The sequence below is a fragment of the Cobetia sp. UIB-001 genome, assembly GCF_044789135.1.
GTDB classification, from domain to species: Bacteria; Pseudomonadota; Gammaproteobacteria; order Pseudomonadales; family Halomonadaceae; genus Cobetia; species Cobetia amphilecti.
In genome coordinates, this window is the sequence record NZ_CP058244.1 from 3,627,016 (window position 1) to 3,648,516 (window position 21,501).

Genomic DNA, 21,501 nt, shown 5'->3' on the forward strand with positions numbered 1-21,501 from the left:
ACTTCGCCCTGCCCCATGAAACAACGCGAAGTGACGTGACATGACATGAAGCACAGCGTGAAGCACAAGAGACAGACAGACCCGTGACTCTCCCAAAAGCCGCTGCTCACCTGAGCCGCGGCTTTTTTTCGTTTCTACTCTCAACAGTCTTTGCTCAACAGTCTCTGCTCGACAGTCTCTGCTCGACAGCCTTCTCTCGACAGGCTGCGCTAGGCAGCCGTCTCTCGATAGCCATTGCGCGAGGCGCTGACAGGAAACGGCTGGACATCAAATGAGAATGATTATATTTTACTAAGCAGTGGATACAATTCAACTATCGCCACTGCCACAGGAAAGCACCGACAGGATCTTGACCGTGTCATGCCCTCATTCTCAAGGAGCCTCACATGCGCTGGTTCAGTAGCTACCGCTTGCACGGTCATAGTCTTGCCCCCAGTCTCCCGCAGCACAGCCTCATCATCAGCATGCGCTGGCCCAGTCGCTGGCGATTGACGCCCGGCGCCACCGTCGTGGTGGAACATCCCAGGCTCGGCCAGCTGGTCAAGCGCCTGCATCGCATCGATGACAACGGCCGCCTGTGGCTACGCGGCGAGCACCCCGACGGCTTGAGCAGCGAGCAGATGGGGCCGGTCTCCCGTCAATGCATCAAGGGCCGTGTCGTCTTCAGCGTGGCGGCAACGCCTTCGTCTCACCAGTTGCGCCACGGCGCCTGATAGCCCCCAGGGCACATCACGCAGACCTTTAACGACGCAGTTCGAAGGTGGCAAGGTCCGTAAAGAAAAGCCTGAAGGCGACACAGCCCGTAGAGAAAGACCCGCAACGTAAAGCCCACAAACGACAACGCCCGCCTCCCATTCGCATGGGGGCGGGCGTTGTCTTGTCAGCGGGGCCAGCAGTTTAGGTGTGGCCCCGAGCGCTTCAGATCACTCTTCCATGAAGGAACGCAGTGACTCGGAGCGTGACGGGTGACGCAGCTTGCGCAGCGCTTTCGCTTCGATCTGACGGATACGCTCACGGGTGACATCGAACTGCTTACCGACTTCCTCGAGGGTATGGTCGGTGTTCATATCGATACCGAAGCGCATGCGCAGCACCTTGGCTTCACGTGCGGTCAGGCCGGACAGGATACCGCGGGTCGCTTCGATCAGACCTTCGCCGGTGGCGGAGTCGATCGGCGAGACCATGGTGCCGTCCTCGATGAAGTCACCCAGGTGCGAATCATCATCGTCACCGATCGGCGTCTCCATGGAGATGGGCTCCTTGGCGATCTTGAGCACGCGACGCACCTTGTCTTCCGGCATCTCGAGACGCTCGCCCAGCTCTTCCGGCGTCGGCTCGCGACCCATTTCCTGCAGCATCTGACGCGAGACACGGTTCAGCTTGTTGATGGTCTCGATCATGTGCACCGGAATACGGATGGTGCGCGCCTGGTCCGCGATGGAGCGAGTGATCGCCTGACGGATCCACCAGGTGGCGTAGGTCGAGAACTTGTAACCACGACGGTACTCGAACTTGTCCACGGCCTTCATCAGACCGATGTTGCCTTCCTGGATGAGATCCAGGAACTGCAGACCACGGTTGGTGTACTTCTTGGCGATGGAGATGACCAGACGCAGGTTGGCCTCGACCATTTCCTTCTTGGCACGACGCGCCTTGGCTTCACCGATCGACAGGCGACGGTTCACTTCCTTCAGCTCGCTGACCGGCAGCTGGACCATGTCCTGCTCGAAGGCGATCTTGCGCTGGGCACGCAGCACGTCGGCACGGAACGGCTCGAGCTTGTCGGCGTACTTCTTGCTGCCACCGATGAAGCTGTCGAACCAGTCCATGTCGGACTCGTGGCCCGGGAAGGCCTTGATGAAGCTCTTGCGAGGCACCTTGCCGCGCTTGACGAAGATCTGCAGGATGACCTTTTCCTGCTCGCGCACCTGCTCGACGGACACGCGAACCTGACCGACCAGACGCTCGAAGTGCTTGGGCACCAGCTTGATCGGCGAGAACAGCTCGGCAAGACGGTCCTGTTCGGCTTTCGCCTCGGCAGAGCCGGAACCGTACTTCTCGATGGCGGCCTTGGTCGCCTCATTCTGCTCACGGATCTGCTCGAAGCGGACGCGGGCCAGCTCGGGGTCCGGGCCACCTTCAGAGGCGGAATCGTCGTCTTCGTCTTCGTCGCCTTCGGACTCTTCGCCCTCGGGAATCTCTTCGACTTCCTCGACTTCGACTTCGGCGACACCCGGCACGCCTTCGTCAGGGTCGATGAAACCGGAGAAGAGATCGGACAGACGTCCGCCGTCTTCGCCCAGAGTGCCGTCGTAGGCTTCCAGGATGGAGTCGACTGCCCCCGGCAAGAATGCCAGCGACGACATCACCTCACGCGTGCCCTCCTCGATCCGCTTGGCGATCTTGATTTCGCCTTCGCGGGTCAGGAGTTCCACGGTGCCCATCTCACGCATGTACATGCGGACGGGGTCGGTGGTGCGTCCCACATCGCTTTCCACCGCGGCGAGGGCGGCAACGGCCTCTTCGGCGGCAGACTCGTCAGTGGAGGAATCAGACATCATCAAGGTATCGGCATCGGGCGCTTCTTCCGCGACCTTGATGCCCATATCGTTGATCATGCTGATGATGTCTTCCACCTGTTCGGGATCAGCGATATCCTCGGGCAGGTGATCGTTGACCTCGGCATAGGTCAGGTAACCCTGTTCCTTGCCGCGCGCGATCAACTCCTTGAGACGCGACTGCTGCTGCGCATTACCAGCCATAGAACCCCTATCTCGACGAAGAAGAATGAAGCACCTGGACGCGACGCGGCTCAGCGAGTGAGCATGGCGCCGGTATAGGGACGAAGAGAGCATCAAGCGCACCAGTATAGCGTGCCATCAGGAGATGCTGCCAGCGGCGTATTTGCCGGACCATCCAGGTGTGTTAGCGTTATCGGTTACGTTGCGGCAGTCCGCATCGGGAGCTACCTCATTAAATAGTGGGCATGAGTGCGTCTTTCAAGGCCATGGGGCGTATTTTCCTGCGCCATCGCCTCAGCTCTCACGGCATTTCCACCATTGTCGGCCTTCCTGGCACCGAGACTGCGTCAGCGCCGTGTTGCCAGCTCCATCAGCAGGGCCATCAGCCGCTGCTTCTCTTCTGCCGACAACTTCTCGCCACGCTTTTCCTTGGCCAGCAAGGCCTGATATTCCGCTTCCGGCGTGGTGCGCGCCTGCTGATGCTGGCAATGCTCCACCAGCCCCTTCAGCTCTTCGCTGCGCACGTCACGCGGAATCAGCAATTCGCGGGCCGCCAGCTGCTCAAGCCTCGGCCCCTGTGCGGTGCCGAGGAAGTGCGCCAACAGCACCTGTGGCGAACGATACTGCCCCGCCTTCAAGAGACGCACCACATCGTTCAACAGCTGCGCATCCTCGCTGCCGGCCGGCTCGCCCGCTCCTTCGATCCACTCATTGGAGTCAGGCAGCTCGGCGACCAGCTGCGGCTCGTGCACCAGAAGATGCAACAGGCGCGTCAGCATGCTGACCGAGGTGCGCTTCTGAGACCTGGCCGGCGTCGCGCGCGAAGCTTGAGCGCCCAGGTCCGCAGGCATCTCGCCATGCGACTGCCAGTCATCCGGCTGCCAGCCATCGGGCTCGCTGTCGCCGAAGCCGGCATCTGCCATCGCCTCCAGCGACGACCACTCGTCCTGCGCGTCACTCAGCGTCGCACCGTCCTGAGGACTGGCAGCGGACGCTGAGCGCGGTGCCGAGTGTGTCGCGCCGGGCTGACGTTGCTGCTGTTGCGAACGCTGCTGTTGCGGTTGCTGACGTAGCTGCTGGTGCTGACGCAGCCGTGCCTGCTGGGCTTCACGCGCTGCGGCGCGCTCCACCAGCATGGCATCCAGCCGCTCACGCTCCAGACCACTGCGCCGCTCCAGTTCCTTGAGCAGCAGCGAGCGCAGCACCCCTTCGGGCACGCGCGAGATCCACTCCAGCGCCTGGGTCACGAACCGCTCGAGCTGCTCCATGCGCTTGAGGTCACGCCCTTCCGCGGCCTGCTCGAACAGGAACTCGGAGAGCCCGGAGGCGCAGGTGACACGCTTCTCGAATGCCTCCTGACCCTCGCTACGCACCAGGGAATCCGGGTCCTCGCCTTCCGGCAGGAACAGGAAGCGCGCCTGACGCCCATCGATCATGACCTCGAGCACGGTCTCCAGCGCGCGGCGCGCCGCCTGGCGGCCGGCCTTGTCGCCGTCGAAGCAGAACACCACCTCATCGACCAGGCGATAGAGGCGCTTGAGGTGCTCCTCACTGGTCGCGGTACCCAGGGTCGCGCAGGCATTGCGAATGCCGTACTGCGCCAGTGCCACCACGTCCATGTAGCCTTCGACGATCAGCATGCGTTCCAGCTTGCGATTCGCCTCACGGGCTTCGAACAGACCGTAGAGCTCGCGCCCCTTGTGGAAGACAGGAGTCTCGGGAGAATTCAGGTATTTGGGCTTGGCATCGCCCATCACGCGACCGCCGAAGGCGATGGTGCGGCCTTTCCAGTCACGGATCGGGAACATCACGCGATCGCGGAAGCGGTCATAGCGGCGACCGCTTTCCTCATGATGGATCAGCAGACCGTATTCGATCTGCACATCCTCGCTGACACCCAGCTTGCTCAGGTGATGCTTGAGGTGCTCCCAGCCTTCCGGTGCGAAGCCGATGCCGAAATCACGCATGACCTCACGCGACAGACCACGGCCTTCCAGATACTCACGTGCCGGCTGCGCGGCCGGTTCCGTCAGGCGCTGACGATAGAAGTCCGCGGCCGCCTCGAGCAGATTGACGCCCTCTTCGCGGGCCTGCTCGCGACGCTGGCGCTCACGGCGCTCGTGCGGACTCTGGTTGCCGCCTTCGCGCGGCACTTCAAGCGCCAGCCGCGAGGCCAGCTGCTCCACGGCCTCGGGGAACGGCAGGCGATCGAACTCCATCAGGAACTTGAGGGCACTGCCGCTCGCCCCGCACCCGAAGCAGTGATAGAACTGCTTGTCCGGGATGACGTTGAACGAGGGAGAGTTTTCCTGATGGAACGGGCAGAGGCCGACATAGCTCTTGCCGGCCTTCTTCAGCTGGACGCGCTCACCCACCACCTCGACCACGTCGGTGCGGGCCAGCAGATCGTCAATGAAGCCTTGGGGGATGAGACCAGCCATGATTCGCCAGAAGTCGTGGAAAAACGGACTGACCGCAAGATAGTGTCGGCTCAGCAAAGTGAGCGGCTACCTTCGGGTCAGGCCATTCCTCGAGTTAGCGACATGCGCCAGGCAACGGCACACGGCTCGAGAACAAACGGACCACTAGAGACAAAAACAAGCGGCCACCGTGAGGCAGCCGCTTGGTGTCCTTCCAGAGAGCAGAATATCACTCCCCAAAAGTACGGATCAGTAGAGACGCTCGAAACGCTTGCGCTCACGCTGAACCTTCTTGGCGTGGCGCTTTACAGCGGCCGCCTGCTGACGCTTGCGAACAGCTGTCGGCTTCTCGTAGTGCTCACGACGACGCACTTCGGAAAGAACACCGGCTTTTTCGCAGGAGCGCTTGAAACGGCGCAGGGCGACGTCGAACGGCTCGTTGTCACGTACTTTAACTGAAGGCATTAAACACTCACCTACCTTGAGATCATGAGTTCGGTTTGAACGCACATCCGGTGCAGCCACTCCTCAGGAGCCACCAGCCAGCGACGGTAAACCGCCACCTGCAGGTCGATCCAGCATCAATCAGTCGCCTGCGACACCACCGGTGAGGGTAGCCGTCGCTGGCTGGAATCATGATTCGGGGAGCTTTTGCGGGGTGGTCGGATGCACGACCCAGTCTTGCAGAGTGCCATATTCTAGACACCCGCCCCCGGCTTTGCAAACGCGGAAACCGGAAATCCTCTCTGCCTCAACGCCAGCTGGCGCGACACCCGTGCTCACAGCCAGTAGAATGTCGCGCATTCACGGCACACACGCCTCTCGGGCTCGCTCAGGCAGCCTCGCTGGCCGTGCCGCCCTCTACTTCTGATATTTCCTGAGAGTCAGCCATGCGAGTGCTCGGCATCGAGACTTCCTGCGACGAGACCGGCGTCGCCATCTACGACACGGACCAGGGCCTGCTTGCAGATGCCCTCTACAGCCAGATCGCCATGCACGCCGAGTTCGGCGGCGTGGTGCCGGAACTGGCGTCGCGTGATCACACTCGCAAGCTGCTGCCGCTGATCCAGCAGGTGATGGACGAAGCGCAGCTGAAGGCCGCTGACATCGATGCCATCACCTATACCGCAGGCCCGGGCCTGGTCGGCGCGCTGATGGTCGGCGCGTCCACCGCACACGGGCTCGCCAAGGCATGGGGAGTGCCGGTGCTCGGCGTCCACCACATGGAAGGCCACCTGCTGGCGCCGATGCTGGAAGACGACGCGCCCGAATTCCCCTTCGTGGCGCTGCTGGTCTCCGGCGGACACACCCAGCTGGTCGCGGTGCGCGGACTGGGCGAATACGAGCTGCTCGGCGAGTCCGTGGATGACGCCGCCGGCGAAGCCTTCGACAAGGCCGCCAAGATGCTGGAACTGCCCTACCCCGGTGGCCCGCAGGTCGCGAAGCTGGCCGAACAGGGCGACCCCAAACGCTATCGCTTCCCGCGCCCGATGACAGACCGCCCGGGCCTCGATTTCAGCTTCTCCGGCCTCAAGACCCACACCATGGTCACGCTCAAGAAGGCCAAGGCCGCGGATGACCTGGATGAGCAGCACTGCGCCGATATCGCGCGCGCCTTCGAGGAAGCCGTGGTCGACACCCTGGTCATCAAGTGTCGTCGCGCGCTGGACCAGACCGGCCTCAAGCGCTTGGTCGTCGCCGGCGGCGTGAGTGCCAACACCCGCCTGCGTGAGCGTCTGAGCCATGAGCTGACCAAGCGCAACGCTCGCGCCTACTACCCGCGTGGCCGCTTCTGCACCGACAACGGCGCGATGATCGCCTACGTGGGCGCGCAGCGCCTGAATGCCGGCGAGCAGGACACCGGCCCGATGAAGGCCGTGCCGCGTTGGCCGCTGGACAGCCTGGCGGCCCCGAGCACAGCGCAGGACTGAGGCTCAGTCCTGCCAGACGACAACGCCCTGCCGATGAGAATCGGCAGGGCGTTGTCGTTGAGGGGCCAGTCGTGCTCACCGCCGGACACTGACACCGGCAACGTGGCGCCTGATGGTGTCAGACCGAGACATCAGAGAGCAGTGTCAGACCGTGGCATCGGCGCGAGAGATCATCCGGCAGCGCCAGCTGAAGTCCACCGGCCATAGCGGCTGCTGTTCGGCGCGCCCGGCGGCCACGAACGCCTTCCAAAGCGAAGCGTAATCCTCGCCGGTGACGGGGTGGCGCTCTTCGCCGAACGACTCGGCCAGCGGCAGCAGCACGAAGGCATTGCGATCGACCTCATCGCGCGGCAGCATCACGCCATCGACCTCCCCGGTCAGGGTACCGACGGTCAGCAGGTCCAGATCCAGGGTACGCGGGCTGAATTTGGCGCTGTTCTTGAGGCGACCATTGGCCAGCTCGAGCTGCTTGCACCAGGCCTGCAATTCGCCGACGCTCCAGTCACTCTCGAAACCCGCGACCAGATTGAGGAAGTTGCGCCCGTCGACGAAGCCCACCGGCTCGCTCTCGTAGACGGAGGACAGCGTCAGGTTGCCGAAGGTCGCCTCCAGCGCATCCAGGCAGACCCGCACATGATGCTCGCGCTCGATATTGCTACCGATGGAGATCAGTACCAGACTCATGCCGGCGCATCCGAGACGGTCTCGAGGCTACCGCGCACGATGCGCACGCCAACGGCGGCGGCTTCCGGCACGGCGCCCGGCTTGCGCACCGTCATGGTCAGCCAGGGAATGCCGAACTCTTCACGCAGCAGGGCTGCCAAGCGCTCGGCGAAGGTTTCCACCAGCTCGAAGTGGCTCTCTTCGGCGAAGGTCTGGATGCGCGCGCTGATGGCGGCGTAGTCCAGGGTGTGCGTCAGGTCATCGTCGGCAGCTGCGGCACGAATATCCGTGGCCATTTCCAGATCCATCACCAGACGCTGGCGAATGGTACGCTCCCAGTCATAGACACCAATCACGGTTTCCACGGCCAGAGCCTCGATCAGCACACGATCCACGGCGTTACCTCTATGCTTGTCGAATGAACGAATAAAAACGACGCCCAAGGCCCCGCCATCATGCGACTGATTCTACTGCACCCGGCCCCTGCTTGGCCAAGCTGCCTGCCCCTCTCTCCCTGCCTGTGTGCGACACCTCGGGCACGCAGCGAGTCGACATCATGCTGACGGGCCTGATCGAGTGGGCCGCGCAACTGGCCGCCTGGCAACAGCTGAGCCTGCTGATGGCCGTGGCCTATGCCAGCGGTTCGGTGCTGGGCGCGGTGTGGATCTGTCAGCGACTGGGGCTGGCCGACCCACGCCTGGCGGGGTCCTTCAATCCGGGCTTCTCCAATGTGCTGCGATTGCATGGCGCGCTGCCCGCCGCCCTGGTGCTGGTCTTCGATGCCGCCAAGGGCATGCCGGCACTCTGGCTGGGGCTGGCGCTCTCGCTGCCGCCCTGGGCTCTGGGGTTGATCGGGCTGGCCGTGCTGATCGGCCACAGCCTGCCGCTGTGGCACCGTGGCCATCGCGGCGGCAAGGCCGTGGCCGCTGCCTTTGGCGTGCTGCTGATGCTGGCGCCAGGCGTCGCCTTGAGCTGCGCCGCGCTGTGGGTCGGGCTGGCCTGGCGACTGCGCACGGCGGCCATCGCCTCGCTGGTGGCCGGACTGGCGGCACCCCTGTTCAGCCTGTGGCTGGCGCCGCAGATGAGCGGCGTGATTCTGGTCTTCGCCAGTCTGATCGTGATTCGTCATGCACTGAATCTGCGCCGCCTGAGCGATGGCAGCGAGCCGCGCCTGTAAGCATGCTTTGCTCACACGCAGCGCACTACTCATGAAAAACACGCTCTGCTCACACGCACACTCCGCCTCACAAGGCCCCCTTCCTGCGACCAAGACGCAAAAGCCCCGGCGCAGGGCCGGGGCTTTCGGGGTCATTTGCTCAGGTCAGGTGCACAGACCAGGCGCTCAGCAGCGGTCAGGTGCTCAGTGACTGTGTCCGCAGCCGCAATGAGGCGCGTGCACTTCCGGCATGGCCTGCCATTCGCTCAGCGCCTGCTCGATGGCCTGCTGGCGCTGTTCACTGAGCGCACGCCCGATCTCCGCCCCTTTCAGGCCCTGTTCGACCAGAGACTGCGGCGACACCGCCGTCGCGGCCTGCCAGACGGCATTGCCCAGCCGCGCCAGGCCCTTGTCCTCGACGGCCAGCAGAGCCACCAGCACCGACTGGCGCTCGCCACGCCGCCAGGCATCGACACCATCCAGCCAGGCCTTGAGATCGGCTGCGCTCACGCCACCTTCCCGCCGCGAGTCTTCGTTCAATTCCCGGCACAGACGTGCCTGCTGGGCGGCGTCACGCACGGCGCTGGGCAGACGCAAGTTCTGCGCCAGGGCATCGATCTCGTCGCGTGACAGGTGCTCCACCAGGCGCGCCATACGCCAGCAGACCATCTCCGCTTCATCGACCAGCTGACGCGGCAGGCGGTCCAGACGCGCCAGCGCCGCTGTGAGCTGCTCGGCATCGCGGGTCAGTGGCGGCATCAGCACCGCCAGCGCCCCAAGCTCATCGAGCAGCTGGAAGTAGGCTTCGGGACTGGCCTCGCCCAGCGCCTTCTCGGTCTCCTTCCAGACCCGCTCGGCCACCAGATGCGAGACCTCGCCGCTCTCGACCATGGCGACCATCATCTGCCGTGTCTCCTCCGCGACCGTGAAGCCGAGCCCCTGATAGCGCGCCAGAAAGCGTGCCACGCGCAATACGCGCAGCGGGTCTTCGCTGAAGGCGCTCGAGACATGACGCAACACACGCGCCTCGAGATCCGCCAGGCCACCGTAGGGGTCGATCACCTCGCCCTGCCCCGGCGTGCTATCGAGCGGCTCGGCCATGGCATTGATGGTCAGGTCGCGACGAATGAGGTCCTCTTCCAGCGTCACATCGGGGCTGGCATGCACGCTGAAGCCGACATACCCGTGGCCGGACTTGCGCTCGGTACGCGCCAGCGCGTACTCCTCCTGGGTCTGCGGATGCAGGAAGACCGGGAAGTCCCGTCCGACCGGTCGGAAGCCACGCGCCTGCATGTCTTCCACCGTCGCGCCCACCACCACGAAGTCGCACTCGTGCCACGGCCAAGCCAGGCGCGCATCACGCACCGCGCCGCCCACGCGATAGACCTCAAGCCCGCTCAACAGGCGGTCACGCGAATCGGTCAGTGAAGATGGCGTCGTCTGAGTCATGCGAATGTCCTTGCCCTGCGGCACGAGATACAAAGCTGAATGAGGAAAGCGAGGAAGTAAGGCCAGTGATGGCAGTCACGTGCAGACGGCGTCAGCTACCGCTCTCGACGTCATCGCCATGCGTCAGTTGGTACTGGGTAAAGCCACCATCGAGAGAATAGACCTTCTCGAAGCCCTGCCCCGCCAGCCAGGCGGCGGCCTGCTGACTGGAATGGCCGTGATAGCAGACCACCACCAGCGGCTTGTCGCGCGGGGTGCCTTCCAGAATGGCACCGGCACTGGCGTTGTCCAGATGACGGCTGCCCGGGATACGCCCCTGCGTGAAGCTGAGCGGATCGCGGATATCGAGTACCACGAGTGACGGGTCGCGTTGGCGCCAGTCACTGAGGGTTGCGAGATCAAGATGTTCGAAACTCATGCGGACTCCGCTTGTTGAGTAAGGGGAAAGGCATTCGCCAGCGACGGCAGACCTGCTGTCACTGGCGACGGGAGGGCGCTCAGCGCGAGGTCAGCGCCGGCTCGAAGACGCGCTCTTCCGTCTCGAGGTTGAGCGCCGTCAGGCCACCGCCCCACACGCAGCCGGTGTCCAGCGCCTCGACATCCTGACGCGCCGCCGGTGTCTCGCCTTCCAGAGCAGCCCAGTGACCGAACAGCAGGCGCGGCGAATCATCCCAGGCCCCTTCGGGACGCGGGTACTGGAACCAGGGACGGCTCCCCTCCGGCGCGCTGTCCAGCCCTTCCTTGGCCGCGAAATCCAGTCGGCCATCACTGTACAGAAAGCGCATGCGCGTGAAGACATTGACGATGCAGCGCAGGCGCGGCGTGCCTTGGAGATCCTCCTGCCAGCGGTCCGGCGTATTGCCGTACATCTCGCCGAGAAAGCCTCGATAGTCGTCGCCCGCCAGCACGGCGTGCGCTTCGCGGGCATAACCGGCCGCCTGGTCCAGCGTCCAGCTCGGCAACACGCCGGCATGGCTCATCACCGTGCGGCGATTGCCGACCAGCGCATCCACCATCAGCGGCTGACGACGCAGCCAGTCCAGCAGCTCCTCACGGTCCGGCGCCTCGAGAATCGGCGTCAGCGTATCGGAGCGCTTGTGACGGCTGAAGCCTTCGGCCACCGCCAGCAGGTGGAGGTCATGGTTGCCCAGCACCACCCGCGCATCATCGCCCAGCGACTTGACCATACGCAGGCATTCCAGCGAGCCCGGCCCGCGATTGACCAGGTCTCCCGCCAGCCACAGCACATCGCGCCCCGGCGTGAAATCGAGGCGCTGCAACAGAAGTTCGAACTCTTGATGGCAGCCCTGCAAATCGCCAATCGCCCACTGCGTCATGCCCACTCCCTGGCCGCCGTGGCGGCCTGACTTGCTGTCTTGAATACGAAACGCTGCGTCACGCGGCCACCCTAGTGAACCTGATGCGGACCGGCGAGACGGAACGGTGCGATGGCGACCTCGAAGGTGCGCGCATGGGTCGCGTCACAGAAGGTATAGGCCCCCTGCATCACGCCGACCGGCATGTCGAGCACGGCACGCGAGGTATAGCGAAAGCTCTCGCCGGGCGCGATCAGCGGCTGCTTGCCGACCACGCCCTTGCCACGCACTTCCTGCTCATCGCCGCTGCCCTGGGTGATCTTCCAGTAGCGCGCCAGCAGCTGCACGGTCTCATCCGTCCCGTTGTGCACGGTGATGGTGTAGCGGAACACGTGTCGGTTCTCGCTTGGACGACTCTCGTCGGCGCAGTACTCGGGTACGGCGTCGATACGGATGTCCGCCACGCTACTCATGCGTCGTGGTCGCTGGCGTTGTGGGCGTCGCCCTTGGCATCGCTCTCGGCATCGAGGCGCTCGCCACTGTCACTATTCCCATCACTACCACTGGCACTGTCGGCTGCCGGCGCACCGTGGCCGACATTGCTGCGTGGACGCTTCTTCGGTGCCTTGTCGGCCTTGTCCACCGTCATGCCCTGCTCACTGAGGTGGTTGCTGATCATCACCAGCTCAGCGACGGTCAGTGTCTGCGGACGACGCGAGGGGTCGATGCCCAGCGCGGTCAGCTGGTCGGCATCGATGCGGCCCTTGAAGTTGTTGCGCAGCGTCTTACGGCGCTGGGAGAAGGCTTCGCGCACGATGACGGCGAGCAGCTTCTCGTCCTTGGCCGGATGCGGCAATTCACGGTGCGGCACCAGACGCACGATGGCGGAATCCACCTTCGGCGCCGGGAAGAAGGCGCTCGGCGGCACCAGGAACAGATTTTCCACCGCGCAGTAATACTGGGTCATCACCGACAGGCGGCCCCAGTCGGTGCCACCCGGCTCGGCGGCCAGACGCTCGACGACTTCCTTCTGCAGCATGAAGTGCATGTCGGAGATCGCGCCGCGTGCTTCCAGCAGGTGGAAGATCAGCGGAGTGGAGATGTTGTACGGCAGGTTGCCGACCACGCGCAGTGCCGGGCCATCACCGACCAGCTCCGGGAAGTCGAAACGCAGGGCATCGCCTTCGTGGATCACGAAGTCCGGGTAGTTGAAGAACTGCACGCGCAGACCCGGGATGAGGTCACGGTCCAGCTCGATGACTTCCAGCTTGCCTGCCGCTTCCAGCAGCGGGCCGGTCAAGGCACCCTGCCCCGGACCGATCTCGACCAGGCGCTCGCCTTCCGCGGGACGAATGGCATTCACGATGCGAGAGATGACGCCAAGGTCCTGCAGAAAGTTCTGACCGAAACGCTTGCGAGCGCGATGCGCGGGGAAATGTTGGGACATGGGACTGACCTTCCTCCTGGGAATCCGTCGGGATTCCCGACAACAAGACGCCGCCATGGCCTGCAGGGACACAGGCAGACCGGGGCGGCGAGACCATCCTCGATGGTCGAATGACTGGGGTAGCGAGACGCCACGCTGTGGCGCACGCCTGACGTGCCGCCATGCGGTCACGCCCGAGTGATGCGGGGATTATCTCAGGCTCGCGCGGCGGCTGCCATCTCGATGGCGACACGCACGGCCTGCAACAGGCTGCCGACGTCGGCACGCCCGCTGCCGGCAAGGTCCAGCGCCGTGCCGTGATCCACGGAGGTACGCACGATCGGCAGGCCCAGCGTGATGTTGGCGGCTTCACCGAAGCCGGCATACTTGAGCACCGGCAGGCCCTGGTCGTGGTACATCGCCAGTACCGCATCCACGCCCTCCAGATGCCGCGGCGTGAACAGGGTATCGGCCGGCAGCGGGCCATCCAGCTGCATGCCGGTCGCGCGCAGGGCGTCGAGCGTCGGGGAGATCACCTCGATCTCCTCATGCCCCAGGTGCCCGCCCTCGCCGGCATGCGGATTAAGCCCGCACACCGCGATGCGCGGCGCGGCACAGCCGAAGTAGCGCGTCAGGTCCTTGGCGAGGATCTTCATCACCCGCGTCAGGCCCTCGGGCGTGATGGCATCGGCCACCTCGCGCAGCGGCAGATGCGTGGTGGCCAGCGCCACCCGCAGCCCGGGGCACGCCAGCATCATGACCACTTCCTCGACCCCGCAGACATCGCGCAGGTATTCGGTGTGGCCGGTGAAGCCCGCATGCCCGGCCTCGATCACGGCGGCCTTGGACAGCGGCGCCGTCACCATCGCACTGGCATGACCGGCCTGGCAGGCGGCGATGGCGACATCCAGCATCGCCAGCACATGATCGCCATTGCGCGCATCGATCACGCCCGGCTCGCTGGGCACTGCCAGCGGCACCGGCCATACGGCCAGCTCACCATTGCGGGCCGGCGGCAGCGGGTCACCCGGCGCCAGCTCATGCACCACCAGCGGCAGTCCCAGCAGGCGGGCACGACTGACCAGCAAGGCGGGGTCCGCCACGGCGACCAGCTGCGCGGGGAACGCTTCCGCCTGACCGGCGAGCATGACCAGCAGTTCCGGGCCGATGCCCGCCGGCTCGCCGGCGGTCAGGGCGATGATGTCGGGCGCAATCTCTTCGCGACGATTCATGACGGTGTCTCGCTGCTCCACTCGGACTTACTGCTCATCGAGACGGTTGTCGACATAGGCCTCGGCCCGCACCTGCTGCTGCCAGGCTTCGAGCTCATCATTGAGCTTGCGCTGGAACAGGGTCTTGCGCACCTTGTCACGCTGGCTGGAGTTGGTCACATCCTGCTGGCGACGCTCCTCGACTTCGATGATGTGATAGCCGAAGCGGCTCTTGACCGGCTGGCTGATCTCGCCCACGTCCAGGCCATTCATGGCCGTCTCGAAGGAGGAGACCGTCTGGCCCGGGCTGACCCAACCCAGCTCACCACCCTTGAGAGAGCTGCCCTTGTCGTCGCTGAATTCCTGAGCCAGCGCGGCGAAGTCCTCGCCTCCCAGCAGACGGCGGCGAATGGACTCGGCACGCTCAAGCGCCTGCTGATCGCTGAGGTTCGGGTTGGGCTGGATCAGGATGTGGCGAGCGCGCGTCTGGGAGATCAACGCCTTGCCCGCGCCACGCTTCTCGATCAGCTTGACGAGGTGATAGCCGCTGGCACTGCGCAGCGGCTCGGAGACCTGACCGGCCTGCATGTTCGGGATGACCTCGGCGAACACCGTCGGCAGCTCACCGCCGGAACGCCAGCCGAGATCACCGCCGCTCAGTGCCTGACTGCCGGCGGATTCGGCGGCAGCCAGCTGGGCGAAATCGGTGCCCTGCTCGATCTGCTGACGCAGGCTGTCGGCCTTGGCGCGCGCGGCCTTGACCTGGTCCGGCGTCGGCTCCTGGGGCAGTGCCACCAGCAGGTGGGCCAGATGGTACTGGACGTCGCTGCCGACATTCTGCTGATTGAGATAGCGGTCTATCTCACGATCGGAGATCCGCACCCGGCTGGCGACGCTGCGCTGCTGGATCTGCTGCACCAGCAGCTCACGACGCACCTGATCGCGCACCTGGGCCAGTGACATGCCATCCTGCTCGAGCTTGTCGGCGAAGGCTTCCAGGCTCATGCCGTTGTCCTTGGCGATGCCGCGCAAGGTAGCGTTGAGCTGGGTATCGTCGATGCTGAGGTTGGCCTGTTCCGCCAGCTGCAGCTGAATCTGCTCGTTGACCATACGATCAAGAACCTGACGCTCCAGCACGTCGCGCGGCGGCAGGTTGATGCCACGGCTCTGCAACTGCTGACTCGCCTGGGTGACGCGCTGCTCCATGTCGCTTTGCATGATGGCGTCCTTGTTGACCACGGCAACCACGCGGTCGAGCAACTCGGCGGCACCGGCCGGCAGACTCGCCAGCACAAATGCCAGCCCCAGCGGGGCAATCAGGGTCTTGCGCATCACATGTTCTCTCGGCGTAAAAATGTTGATGGCGCCGCCCTGCGGCGGCGCCTTGGCGTCATTCACGGCCTGGCGCGGCGACTCAGAAGCCCGCGTTGCGATAGCCCGGTACGGCCTGTTCCAGGTAGCTGTCAGCACTCTGGCCGACGCCTCCCAAGCCCTTGAATTCAAAGGTCAGGAAGATGCCATTCTTCTCTTCGTCATCCGAGATGGTGTTGGCGGTGTCGTTGTCATCCTGCCATTCACGCCAGGTAACCTGCACGCCGTAGCAGCAATCGTTGTACTGCACGCCCAACACCTTCTCCAGTGAACGGGAATTGGTGCTGTCATACATGTAGCGGCCCAGCAGCGACCAGCTCTCGCTCATCGGCGTCGCGAAGGAGAAATCCCACTCGTTGCGGGTATAGCCCAGCACGTCATCCGCGTCCTCATCGTCGTAAGGCACGAAGCCTTCGATCTCACGATTGAAGCCAAAGTTCAGTACCGTGCCTTGTTCCGCACGATAACGCAGCGAGGTCTGGGCACTTTCGGTCACGCCACGATCGAAATCCTGGAACACGGCCTGGGAGGCGGTCCACTGGTCGTTGAGCACCACATCGGCCTGGAAGACCACCGGCGAGCGGTCACGCGTCGCACGATAGTAGTCGGAGTAGCTGTCGAAATCGGAGCGTGAGGTCTTGTCCGGATCACCGTCCATGTCGATGTTGCGGTCCGACAGATAGCTCGACTGGCCGACACCCAGCTTGAGGCGTTCACGGCCGCTTTCATCGCTGATGAAGCGTGACGACACGCCGTAGGAGACCTTGTTGGTATCGCCGACGCGGTCACCCCCGCTGAAGCGGTACGGCGACCACAGCTGATTCCAGCTGAAGGCGTCTTCCGAGGTGTCGAAGTCGGGCAGATCGGACTGGTCGACCTCCGGCACGTAGGCGTAATAGAGGCGCGGCTCCAGTGTCTGGGTATAGCCGTCGCCGAACCATTCGGTCTCGCGATCGAAGATCAGGCCGCTGTCCAGCGACAGCACCGGGATGGTGGCGGACGGGCTGGTGCTGCGGTCGGTCTCGCGATCACCGTAGTCCAGGCTGTATGACAGGCTGACCAGCTGCGCGCGCGGCTCGATGAAGCTCCAGCTCTGATCGCTGCGCCAGCCCAGCGCCGGCGCCAGACGCAGGCGCGAACCATTGGCGGCCTGGTCTTCGTCGATGTCGGTATCCGTCTCATCGACATCACGCCAGAAGTAGGTCGCGTTGGAATTCCACTCTTCGTAGAAGCCGTTGGACTGACTCCAGCGACCATCCGCGGTCAGACTCGGCAGACGGTAGAACGGCTTGTCATCGTTATCCAGCGGGTAGTCCATGCGCTGGTAGCCCTGCGCCTTGAACTGCAGGTCCCAGGCATCGCCGTGGTAATCGAGCTGCGCCAGACGCTCAAGGCTATCGGTTTCCGTTTCCCCGAAGTTGCGCCCGAAGTCGTCGAAATAATTGCCATCGGAGGCGGCGCCGTACTTCAACTGGTAGTCGGTACGGGCATCATAGCGGCCAGCATGCTGGTAGTTGATGTACCAGCGGTCCTCACCGATCAGGTCTTCCTCGTCATCGTCGGGATCGCTGCCGCCATCGTCATCGGCGAGCCAGGCACCCTCGATGCTGCCTTCATCGCCACGCGGCAATAGATAGCGGAATTCGCCTTCCAGCATCTCGCCACGCTCGGAGATGTAACGCGGCGTGAGGGTGGCATCGTAATTGGGGGCCAGATTCAGGTAGATCGGCTGGGCGTAATCGAAGCCGCTGGAGCTGGTGTAGCTGAACTGCGGCCACAGCAGGCCCGTGTGGCGACGGTCATCGACCGGGAAACGCACGTAGGGCCAGTAGAAGACCGGCACGCCGCCCATTTCCATGCGCGCATGCTTGGCCGTTCCCCAACCGGAGTCCTGATCGATGGTGATGTCGCTGCCGACCAGACGCCACAGGCTGTTGCCCGGCTCACAGGAGGTGAAGCTGGCATCCTTCAGGCGGTAGCGACCATCCTCGAGACGCGCCAGCTGCACCGCGTCGCCGCGCACATGCTGCTCGTGAAAGACGTAGTGGCCGTTGTCGACGCTGGCCGCATCGCTGTTGAGCGAGACCCGCGCGTCGTCGCCGCGCAGCAGGACCCCGGGCTGGCGATAGGTGACAGGCCCCTTGGCGGTGGCGGTGTCACGCGCCTCGTTGACGCTGACCTCGGGCGATTCCAGCTGGGAATCGCCGCGGCGCAGCACCACCTCCCCCATCAGGGTGGCGACGCCATCGTTGCCGTAGTTGGCCTTGTCGGCCGAGGTCGTGACCTGTTCCGGCGTGTCGCCCGCCTCGATACGGTAGGCCGGCGTGACATAGCGCCCGGAGCACAGCTTGCCCTGAGGCACCTCATCATAGGGCTGCCAGTCGAGCTGACTGGCTGACAGGGGCTCGGGCGGAGCGGCCTGTGCCATCAGAGGGGCGCCGGCGGCCAGTGGCGCCAGGGTCCACAACAGACGGAAAACCAGTGGCTTGAGCTGCCAGACCGGGCGGTCATCGCCCAATCGGGCTATCGGTGCCTGCCGGGAATGAGCAGACAGAGAGGGAGTCGCGAAGCGACGCTGACGTCGCCCGGGAGCGGTCGTCGGCTTGCCCGGATGGGATGAATGGCTGCGCTGGGCCATGGCTGCTCTGTGTCCTTGGCTGGGGGAATCGGTATTATACAGGCCCAGCAACCGGCCTTCCTGCTTGCCGGTTCCGCCTGCCTTCTCGTCACCACACGACAGCATGCGGGGCCGCGGCACAGGCGTCAACTGACAGCCGGCCCCGCACACGCCGACAGGAGCCCAAGCCCCATGACATCCGACGCCCGCCGCCAGGCGCTGCACGCCTGGGCCGCCGCCCGCCACGACCTCACGCCAGAGGCCGTGCGCATGAGCGCCGTGGCTGACGACGCCAGCTTCCGCCGCTATTTCCGCCTGCACCTCGAGGAACTCGACCCGACCACGCCGGCGCGCATCCTGATGGACGCCCCGCCCGAGAAGGAAGACAGCCACGGCTTCGTGGCCATCGCCCGCCAATGGCGCGACGCCGGCCTGCCGCTGCCCGAGGTCTTCGCCTTCGACGAGACACTCGGCTTTCTGGAGCTGGAAGACCTCGGCGATACCCCGCTGATGACCGCCCTGACCAGCACCGAGCACGCCGACCACTACTATGGCGAAGCCATCGGGCTGCTCGAGCAGCTGCATCAGCTGCCGCCCGGCAACCTACCTGCCTATGACGACACCCGCCTGTCCGCCGAACTGGAGCTGTTTCCTGAGTGGTGTCTCGGCCAGCTGCTCGACATGCCACATGACCGTCGCTACGCCGCCTGGGGCAAGCTGACGGGGCAATTGCTCGCGGCCGCCAGCGCGCAGCCGGTGGTGAGCGTGCATCGCGACTTCCATGCCCAGAACCTGTTCCTGCATCAGTCGGCATCCCAGCACCAGCCCCGACTGTGGATCATCGATTTTCAGGACGCCGTCAGCGGCCCCGAGAACTACGATCTGATCTCGCTGCTGCGCGACCGTCACTGGCGCTGGCCGGAACCCGCCATGGCGCGCTGGATCGAGCAGGCGCGTCTGGCCGCCTTGCCACGCTACGCCGCGGCCGGCCTGCCGGCACCGAGCCCGCTGGAATACCGCCAGAGCGTCGAGCGCATGGGCGTGCAGCGCAATCTCAAGATTCTCGGCATCTTCGCGCGCCTGACGCTGCGGGACGCCAAGCCCCGTTACCTGACGCTGATGCCGCGTTTCCTCGGCCACCTGCGCGAAGGTCTGGCCTTCTGCCCGGAACTGATCTCCTTCACCCACTGGCTGGATGAGGTGCTGACGCCGGCGCTGTCGCTGCGCCTGGCCGAGGAATGCGAGGCGCGTGATCTGCGTCTCGCCAATGGCGAGCGCCCCGAGATCAACCTCGATGATTACGATGAGCTGGCAGCCCTCGCCGATCGCGCTGCCCGCCTGCAGCGCAATGCAGCCGCCGCTGACACCGCGAAGAGCGCTGCGGCAAGTGGGGAAAGCAAGGAAAGCGCAGCAAATGCCGACAACGATTCAGGGAGCCACTGATGCGCGCGATGATTCTGGCGGCCGGTTTTGGCACGCGCATGCGCCCGCTGACCGACCACACCCCCAAGCCATTGCTGGAAGTCGCCGGGCTGCCGTTGCTGGAGCACCATCTGCTGCGCCTGGAAGCGATCGATGTGGACAGGGTCGTCATCAATGTCGGCCACCTGGCCGACAGGATTCTGAGCCACTTCGCCGCGAAGCCGAATGCCAAGGGCCAGCTCGAGGCTTGCTGGCAGGGGCGCAAGCGCTGCCTGACGCTGATCTTCTCGCGCGAGGAGACGCCGCTGGAAACCGGCGGCGGCATCGCTCGCGCCCTGTCACTCTCCGATGCGCTGACGCAGGACGCAGGCGATGACACGCCCTTCCTGCTGATCAATGGCGATGTCTGGTGTGACGTCGACCTCACGCTGCTGACCATCCAGGCGCTGGCGAGCCATTCACTGGCTCCGCTCGCCGACCAGCCGCAGGCGCTGGCGGGTCTGGTGCTGGTGGACAACCCGCCACATCATCCCCGCGGGGACTTCCTGCTCACCCCGACGGGGATAGTGAAGGATGAAGCCCGCGCCGCGAGTGACGAACAGGGCGAGAAGGACGAGAAAGATGAGCAGGAAGAGCAGGCCGGCACCCGCCTGACCTTCTCCGGCGTGTCGTGGCTGTCACCACGCCTGATCCGCCGCGCCATCGCCGAGACGCCTGCCTACCAGGGCCCTGACAGCGTCTTCAAGCTGGCGCCGCTGCTGCGTGACGCCATGCAGCATGGCGAGGTGCGCGGCCTGCATCATCGCGGCGCCTGGATCGATGTCGGCACCCCACAGCGTCTGGCCGAGCTGGATGAGCTGCTGAGCCACGCCAGGGCCTGAGCCAGCGCGATATAAGCTCAGCGCTGGACGTTCCTCCGGGCACGCCGATGACAATGCTACCCTGTGCGCCATCGTGCTCACCGCGCCCTTATTCCTATCGCCCCTGGCCTTTATAGCCACTAGCTCCGGACCGGTGGCGCATCAACGACTTATCAGATGGAGAAGTTCCGACATGGCAATGAACGCCAGCATCAAATGGACCGATGGTCGCCAGTTCCTCGCCGAATCCGGCAGCGGCCACAGCGTGGTCATGGACGGCAATCCGGACAACGGCGGTCGCAACACCGGTCCGCGTCCGATGGAAATGCTGTTGATGGGTCTGGGCGGCTGCACCAGCTTCGATGTCATCCAGATTCTGGAAAAGGCCCGCCAGCAGGTCACCGACTGTCACGCCGAACTGAGCGCCGAGCGCGCCGATAGCGTGCCGAGCGTGTTCACGAAGATTCACGTCAAGTTCGTGGTCACCGGTCGCAACCTCAAGGAATCCCAGGTCAAGCGTGCCGTCGAGCTGTCCGCCGAGAAGTACTGCAGCGCCTCCCTGATGCTGAGCGCCGGGGGTGTCGAGATCACTCACTCCTACGAAGTCATCGACATCGCGGCCTGATCACGCCTCGCCCTCCCGCCGCTCAAGGCCCCGCCGACGGCGGGAGGGAGCGCACTACTGACGACGTCTCGCCAGGATCGGCGGGAATTGTCGCTGGCGTGTCAGCCCTGCCTGTGCATAATACGCCCCTCAAACCGGTCGTCTCACCGGTCGTCTCGTGGCAAAGATGGTACGCAATGCTCCCTGTGAGTCATGCTGCCAGCGCCCGGGACGGGCCTTTCGAGATGTCCTCTTCGGCCCGATGCCTGCCTCTGCCCCATTGCAATGGCGCATCGGATGTCATACCACCCTCC

18 protein-coding genes and 1 pseudogene are annotated in these 21,501 nt (G+C 64.5%); 6 read left to right on the plus strand and 13 right to left on the minus strand.

The genetic code is table 11. The annotated features are described in order from the left end of the window. The first annotated feature begins 386 nt into the window (after nucleotides 1–386). A complete protein-coding gene (locus tag HA399_RS14965) occupies nucleotides 387–713 on the plus strand; it encodes a hypothetical protein (protein ID WP_054557224.1) in 327 nt (108 codons plus the stop codon). A 210-nt stretch (nucleotides 714–923) separates the two neighbouring features. Here HA399_RS14965 and rpoD read toward each other — a convergent pair whose 3' ends face one another. The 3 genes from rpoD to rpsU all read right to left on the minus strand — a co-directional run bounded on the left by rpoD (nucleotide 924) and on the right by rpsU (nucleotide 5,626). Continuing rightward, complete coding sequence (rpoD, locus tag HA399_RS14970) at nucleotides 924–2,762, minus strand: RNA polymerase sigma factor RpoD (protein WP_043334650.1); 1,839 nt, start codon at nucleotides 2,760–2,762, stop codon at nucleotides 924–926. Between the two features lie 326 nt (nucleotides 2,763–3,088). Then, complete coding sequence (gene dnaG / locus HA399_RS14975) at nucleotides 3,089–5,182, minus strand: DNA primase (protein WP_404325405.1); 2,094 nt, start codon at nucleotides 5,180–5,182, stop codon at nucleotides 3,089–3,091. Nucleotides 5,183–5,410: 228 nt separating this feature from the next. Then, on the minus strand, nucleotides 5,411–5,626 hold the full coding sequence (gene rpsU, locus HA399_RS14980; protein ID WP_024951433.1) for a 30S ribosomal protein S21: 216 nt from the start codon (nucleotides 5,624–5,626) through the stop codon (nucleotides 5,411–5,413). Between the two features lie 425 nt (nucleotides 5,627–6,051). Between rpsU and tsaD the strand changes: the two genes are divergently transcribed. Continuing rightward, nucleotides 6,052–7,092, plus strand: coding sequence for a tRNA (adenosine(37)-N6)-threonylcarbamoyltransferase complex transferase subunit TsaD (tsaD, locus tag HA399_RS14985; protein ID WP_054557225.1), 1,041 nt, complete (start codon nucleotides 6,052–6,054; stop codon nucleotides 7,090–7,092). A gap of 144 nt (nucleotides 7,093–7,236) precedes the next feature. Here tsaD and folK read toward each other — a convergent pair whose 3' ends face one another. Next, on the minus strand, nucleotides 7,237–7,776 hold the full coding sequence (gene folK, locus HA399_RS14990; protein ID WP_043334642.1) for a 2-amino-4-hydroxy-6-hydroxymethyldihydropteridine diphosphokinase: 540 nt from the start codon (nucleotides 7,774–7,776) through the stop codon (nucleotides 7,237–7,239). Next, nucleotides 7,773–8,150: a dihydroneopterin aldolase gene (folB, locus tag HA399_RS14995; RefSeq protein WP_043334640.1), complete on the minus strand. Its 378-nt coding sequence runs from the start codon at nucleotides 8,148–8,150 to the stop codon at nucleotides 7,773–7,775. Before folB ends, folK begins: the two co-directional genes overlap by 4 nt. 161 nt (nucleotides 8,151–8,311) lie before the next feature. Between folB and HA399_RS15000 the strand changes: the two genes are divergently transcribed. After that, nucleotides 8,312–8,932, plus strand: a complete 621-nt coding sequence (locus tag HA399_RS15000) for a glycerol-3-phosphate acyltransferase (RefSeq protein WP_082388932.1) — start codon at nucleotides 8,312–8,314, stop codon at nucleotides 8,930–8,932. A 183-nt stretch (nucleotides 8,933–9,115) separates the two neighbouring features. Here the strand turns inward: HA399_RS15000 and HA399_RS15005 are convergent, their stop codons facing one another. The 8 genes and pseudogenes from HA399_RS15005 to HA399_RS15040 all read right to left on the minus strand — a co-directional run bounded on the left by HA399_RS15005 (nucleotide 9,116) and on the right by HA399_RS15040 (nucleotide 18,112). Beyond that, nucleotides 9,116–10,360 (minus strand): polynucleotide adenylyltransferase, encoded by a 1,245-nt coding sequence (locus HA399_RS15005; protein WP_404325406.1) that lies wholly within the window; start codon nucleotides 10,358–10,360, stop codon nucleotides 9,116–9,118. Between the two features lie 91 nt (nucleotides 10,361–10,451). Continuing rightward, nucleotides 10,452–10,778: a thiosulfate sulfurtransferase GlpE gene (gene glpE / locus HA399_RS15010; RefSeq protein WP_404325407.1), complete on the minus strand. Its 327-nt coding sequence runs from the start codon at nucleotides 10,776–10,778 to the stop codon at nucleotides 10,452–10,454. 79 nt (nucleotides 10,779–10,857) lie between these two features. After that, nucleotides 10,858–11,697: a symmetrical bis(5'-nucleosyl)-tetraphosphatase gene (locus HA399_RS15015; RefSeq protein ID WP_404325408.1), complete on the minus strand. Its 840-nt coding sequence runs from the start codon at nucleotides 11,695–11,697 to the stop codon at nucleotides 10,858–10,860. A gap of 71 nt (nucleotides 11,698–11,768) precedes the next feature. Continuing rightward, nucleotides 11,769–12,149, minus strand: coding sequence for a Co2+/Mg2+ efflux protein ApaG (gene apaG, locus HA399_RS15020; RefSeq protein ID WP_043334633.1), 381 nt, complete (start codon nucleotides 12,147–12,149; stop codon nucleotides 11,769–11,771). A gap of 185 nt (nucleotides 12,150–12,334) precedes the next feature. Next, nucleotides 12,335–13,123 (minus strand): annotated as a pseudogene (rsmA, locus tag HA399_RS15025) (16S rRNA (adenine(1518)-N(6)/adenine(1519)-N(6))-dimethyltransferase RsmA); the annotation flags it as partial. 194 nt (nucleotides 13,124–13,317) lie between these two features. After that, entirely contained in the window at nucleotides 13,318–14,334 is a 1,017-nt protein-coding gene (gene pdxA / locus HA399_RS15030; RefSeq protein ID WP_404325409.1) for a 4-hydroxythreonine-4-phosphate dehydrogenase PdxA, read from the minus strand. A gap of 27 nt (nucleotides 14,335–14,361) precedes the next feature. Next, nucleotides 14,362–15,645, minus strand: a complete 1,284-nt coding sequence (locus HA399_RS15035; RefSeq protein WP_404325410.1) for a peptidylprolyl isomerase — start codon at nucleotides 15,643–15,645, stop codon at nucleotides 14,362–14,364. A gap of 82 nt (nucleotides 15,646–15,727) precedes the next feature. Beyond that, the gene (locus HA399_RS15040; protein ID WP_404326995.1) at nucleotides 15,728–18,112 is read right to left on the minus strand and encodes an LPS-assembly protein LptD; all 2,385 of its coding nucleotides are present in this window, start codon (nucleotides 18,110–18,112) and stop codon (nucleotides 15,728–15,730) included. A gap of 381 nt (nucleotides 18,113–18,493) precedes the next feature. Between HA399_RS15040 and HA399_RS15045 the strand changes: the two genes are divergently transcribed. From HA399_RS15045 to HA399_RS15055, 3 genes are all read left to right on the plus strand, one after another. Next, entirely contained in the window at nucleotides 18,494–19,744 is a 1,251-nt protein-coding gene (locus tag HA399_RS15045; protein ID WP_404325411.1) for an aminoglycoside phosphotransferase family protein, read from the plus strand. After that, entirely contained in the window at nucleotides 19,744–20,604 is an 861-nt protein-coding gene (locus HA399_RS15050) for an NDP-sugar synthase (RefSeq protein WP_404325412.1), read from the plus strand. Before HA399_RS15045 ends, HA399_RS15050 begins: the two co-directional genes overlap by 1 nt. A 178-nt stretch (nucleotides 20,605–20,782) precedes the next feature. Then, complete coding sequence (locus tag HA399_RS15055) at nucleotides 20,783–21,208, plus strand: OsmC family protein (RefSeq protein WP_054557233.1); 426 nt, start codon at nucleotides 20,783–20,785, stop codon at nucleotides 21,206–21,208. The last annotated feature ends 293 nt before the right edge of the window (nucleotides 21,209–21,501 follow it).